This is a genomic window from Saccharomonospora iraqiensis subsp. iraqiensis (assembly GCF_000430445.1).
Taxonomy (GTDB): Bacteria; Actinomycetota; Actinomycetes; order Mycobacteriales; family Pseudonocardiaceae; genus Saccharomonospora; species Saccharomonospora iraqiensis.
The window spans coordinates 95057-98932 of record NZ_KE387069.1 but is presented as its reverse complement, the minus strand read 5'-3'; the positions used below and the strand labels follow the sequence as shown (position 1 = coordinate 98932).

The following is a 3876-nucleotide window of genomic DNA, read 5'->3' as shown; positions in this document are numbered from 1 at the left end:
GGCGCCGAGCCGGGGCGCGGTGCCCGGGCCCGCCCCCACCGTGGACGATCTGGACGGTGAGATCGCGTGGCTGGTCCGGGTCGCCCGTTCGCTGCGCCGGGGACACGCGGCCGCGCCGGACAGGGACCGCACCGTGAGTGGGGAGGACCGACATTGAGCGTCCGCACCGGAACGCCGCAGGCGCCGGGGACACGTCCGCGGCGACCGACTCTGTGGGCCCGGGTGCTCACCGAGGTGTGCGCCCCGTGGGTCCTCGTGATCGTGCTCTCCGGCGGTGTCGCGTGGGCCGCGACGCACGCGTGGCTGCCGGCCCTCGGCTGGGGCCTGCTGATCGCGTCGACGAGCAGCGTCCTGCCGATGTGCGTGATCGTGTGGGGAGCCCGCCGCGGCCGGTGGGACGGCCACCATGTGCGCGACCGGGGCGGGCGGCTGGTGCCGTTCGCGGCGTTGATCGTGCTCAGCGGGCTGGGGCTGGGGCTGTTGGTGCTGTTGGAGGCACCGTGGACGCTCGTGGCCCTCGACGTCGCCATGCTCGCGTGCCTGTTCGTGACGGGCGTGGTCACCGCGTGGTGGAAGATCTCGATGCACGCGGCCGTGGCCGCCGGGGCGGTGGCGATCCTCGCCGTGACCTACACCCCGGTGGTGTGGTCGCTGTCGCTGCTGGTCGGCGCGGTCTGCTGGTCCCGCGTCCGGCTCGGCGACCACACCCCCGCCCAGGTCACGGTGGGCACGGTGGCCGGCCTCGTCGTGGGCGGCGGCGTCTTCGCGCTGCTGGTCTGAACCGGCGCACCGCGTACCCCGCTCTCCGCCCGGCGGGCAATATGGCGACCGTCACCGCACCGCCGCGGCACCGCGACATCCCACGTCATCCCCCGTCCGGGGCACGGCAACCCGGTTTCGGACCGGGGAGCGACTGCCACGGCCGGTAACGGCTGTGCGTACGATTCGTTGTCACTGAACGCGCCCCCGTCGGTACCCGGTCGTGCTCCGCCGGCACCACGGTGGGTGCGCGGCGGTTCGTGGGAAGGACGGCGAAGGACGGTATGGACACCTCGGTGGCTCCGTTGATCGAGCAGTTGGTCGACACCGACCGGTACCCGCTGGCCCGGCCGGACAGCCCCGCCTGGGCCGAGGCGGTGGACCGGGTGCGGCGCGACCTGGACGGGCAGGGGTGCAGCGTGCTGCCGAACTTCGTGCGCTCGTCCCGGCACGAGGACCTGCGCCGGGAGGGCGCCGAAATGGCCCCGCACGCGCACTACGACGTCGAGACCGTCAACGCCTACAACATCCCCACCGACGCGCCGCTGCCCGCCGACCACCCCGGGCGGATCACCATGCGGCGGCGCAACGCCTTCGTGGCCAGGGACCACGTCCCGCCGGACTCGATCCTCGGCGGGCTGTACTCCGACGGGCACTTCCAGCGGTTCCTCGCCGCCTGTTTCGACCTGCCGGAGATCCACGAGCTGGCCGACCCGCTGGCGGGTCTGGTGCTCAACGTGGTGCGCCCGGGGATGGACCACCCGTGGCACTTCGACACCAACGAGTTCGCCGTCACCCTGCTGACCCAGGCGCCGGAGTCCGGCGGCGAGTTCGAGTACTGCCCGGGCATCCGGTCGGCCGAGGACGAGAACTTCGCCGACGTCTCCGCGGTGCTGCGGGGCGGGGGCACGGACCTCGTCCACACGCTGACCCTGCGCCCGGGTGACCTGCAACTGTTCCGTGGCCGGTTCTCCCTGCACCGTGTCACCCCGGTCGAGGGGAACACCGACCGGCACTCGGCCATCTTCGCCTACAGCGCCCGACCGGGCGTCATCGGCAGTGTGTCCCGCACCCGGCAGATCTTCGGCCGGGTCCTGCCGGAACACCTGGCCGCCGAGGGGCACGCGGTGCGCGGCGACCAGCTGCTGGACTGACCCCTCCCCCGGGCCCCGCGTGCCCGGGACACCGACGACACGACGACCACGCCCCGACGTCCGAGGATCACCGTGAACGACACCCCCACCACCGTCTCGTCCCGCACCTTCGGCAACGAGGACAGCCTGCCCCGGGTGCCGCTGCCGACACCGGAGGAATCCTGCGAGCGCTTCCTGGAATGGTCGGCACCACTGCTCACCGCGGCCGAACGGGAGGCCACCGAGGCGGCCGTGACGGAGTTCCTGAAGCCGGACAGCCCCGCGCACACCCTGCACGCGGCCCTCGCGGAGTACGACGCGACCCCGGGGGTCGCCAGCTGGTTGGACGAGTTCTGGCCGTCCCGCTACCTGGGCCGCCGGGACCGCATCGCGCTCAACGCGAACTTCTTCTTCCTGTTCGCCGACGCGGAACTGGAGCAGGTGCCGCGTGCGGCGGCGCTGGTGCGGTCGGCGGTCGACTACAAGTCGCGGCTCGACCGCGAGGAGCTGCCGCCGGTGGTCCAGCGGGGTCAGCCGCAGTCGATGGACCAGCACCGGTTCCTGTTCTCCACCACCCGCATCCCGGGGCGCGAGCAGGACACGGTCCGCGCCCCCTACAGCGAGCGGCAGCCGGGCCCCTCCCCCGCGCGGCACATCGTCGTGTTCTTCCGCGGCAACGCGTTCCGCATGGACGTGCTCGACCCCGAGGGCCGGCCCTACGCGCTCGCCGACCTGGAGGCCGGGCTGCGGGAGGTGACCAAGGCGGGTGTGGTGCCCGCGCAGTACTCCGTGGGCAGCCTCACCACCGAGGCCCGGGCGGAATGGGCCGACGACCGCCGGGCGCTGGCGGCCCTGCCGGGGAACGCGGAGGCGCTGGAGACGGTGGAGACGGCGCTGCTGTGCCTCTGCCTCGACGACCTGGTGCCCGAGGACGCCCGGCAGGCCTGCGACCAGCTGCTGCACGGCGACAGCGGGAACCGCTGGTTCGACAAGTCCGTCTCGCTCGTGGTGTTCGGCGACGGCCGGGCCGGGATCAATGTGGAGCACTGCGGGCTGGACGGCACCACGGTGCTCGCGTTCGTCGACGACCTGCTCGACGGTGACCCGGAGCCGGTCGAGCCCCGGGGCACCCCCGCGGTCGACTTCGTGGAGTTCACCCTGGACGAGTCGCTGCGCACCAAGGTGCGCACGGCGGCGACGGCGTTCGCCGACTACGCGGCGGCCAACGCCACCACGACGGTGGCGTTCGACGACTTCGGCTCCGCCGAGGCCAAGCGGCTGGGGGTCTCCCCGGACGCGTTCGTGCAGATGGCCTACCAGGTCGCCCACAAGCGGACGAAGGGCTTCACCGGCGCCACGTACGAGTCCATCGCCACCCGCCAGTACCGCAACGGGCGCACCGAGGCGATGCGGGTGATCACCCCGGAGATCCTGCGGTTCGTCGCGGTCATGGACGACCCGGACGCCGACGCCGACACGCGGCGGGAGGCGTTCCGGGCGGCGGCGGACAAGCACGTCGCCCGGGCGAAGGAGTGCCAGAGCGGGCAGGCGCCCGAGCAGCACCTGTGGGAGCTGCAGCTGATCCAGCAGCGCCGGGGCGCCGAGCTGGGCGCCACCGGCGAGCTCGCGCTCTACGACACCCCCGGCTGGCGGATCATGCGGGACGACTATCTGAGCACGAGTTCCGCGCCGTCGAAGAACATCCAGTTCTTCGGGTTCGGCTCCACCAGCAGCCACTGCATCGGCGTGGCGTACGTGCTGCTGCCGGACCGGTTCCACCTCTACCTGAGCACGCCGCAGGCGGTGGCCGAGCAGATGTACTCCTTCGCCGAGCACCTGCGCACGGCGGTGTACGAACTGCGCGACCTGCTCGACACGGGGAACTGACCGACACGACCGACACCCGGGGCCGGGTCCGCGGGATCCCCGCCGTGCCCGGCCCCGGCCGTGCCGCCTCAGCCGTGCGAGCCCCGGCCGTGCGGGA

General features: G+C 73.0%; 3 protein-coding genes. All 3 read left to right on the top strand.

Annotation, left to right across the window (positions count from 1 at the left end; genetic code table 11):
- The first annotated feature begins 153 nt into the window (after positions 1 to 153).
- The 3 genes from ACTIR_RS0107310 (at position 154) to ACTIR_RS0107300 (ending at position 3779) form a co-directional block, all read left to right on the top strand.
- The gene (locus ACTIR_RS0107310; protein WP_026453771.1) at positions 154 to 780 is read left to right on the top strand and encodes a hypothetical protein; all 627 of its coding nucleotides are present in this window, start codon (positions 154 to 156) and stop codon (positions 778 to 780) included.
- A gap of 263 nt (positions 781 to 1043) precedes the next feature.
- Complete coding sequence (locus ACTIR_RS0107305) at positions 1044 to 1913, top strand: HalD/BesD family halogenase (RefSeq protein ID WP_026453770.1); 870 nt, start codon at positions 1044 to 1046, stop codon at positions 1911 to 1913.
- Positions 1914 to 1985: 72 nt separating this feature from the next.
- Positions 1986 to 3779, top strand: coding sequence for a choline/carnitine O-acyltransferase (locus ACTIR_RS0107300; RefSeq protein ID WP_026453769.1), 1794 nt, complete (start codon positions 1986 to 1988; stop codon positions 3777 to 3779).
- Positions 3780 to 3876: the final 97 nt, after the last annotated feature.

What these genes read in the sequence shown, in the direction of transcription:
- ACTIR_RS0107305 (WP_026453770.1), top strand. Translation starts at nt 1,044, where the DNA reads ATGGACACCTCGGTGGCTCCGTTGATCGAGCAGTTGGTCGACACCGAC.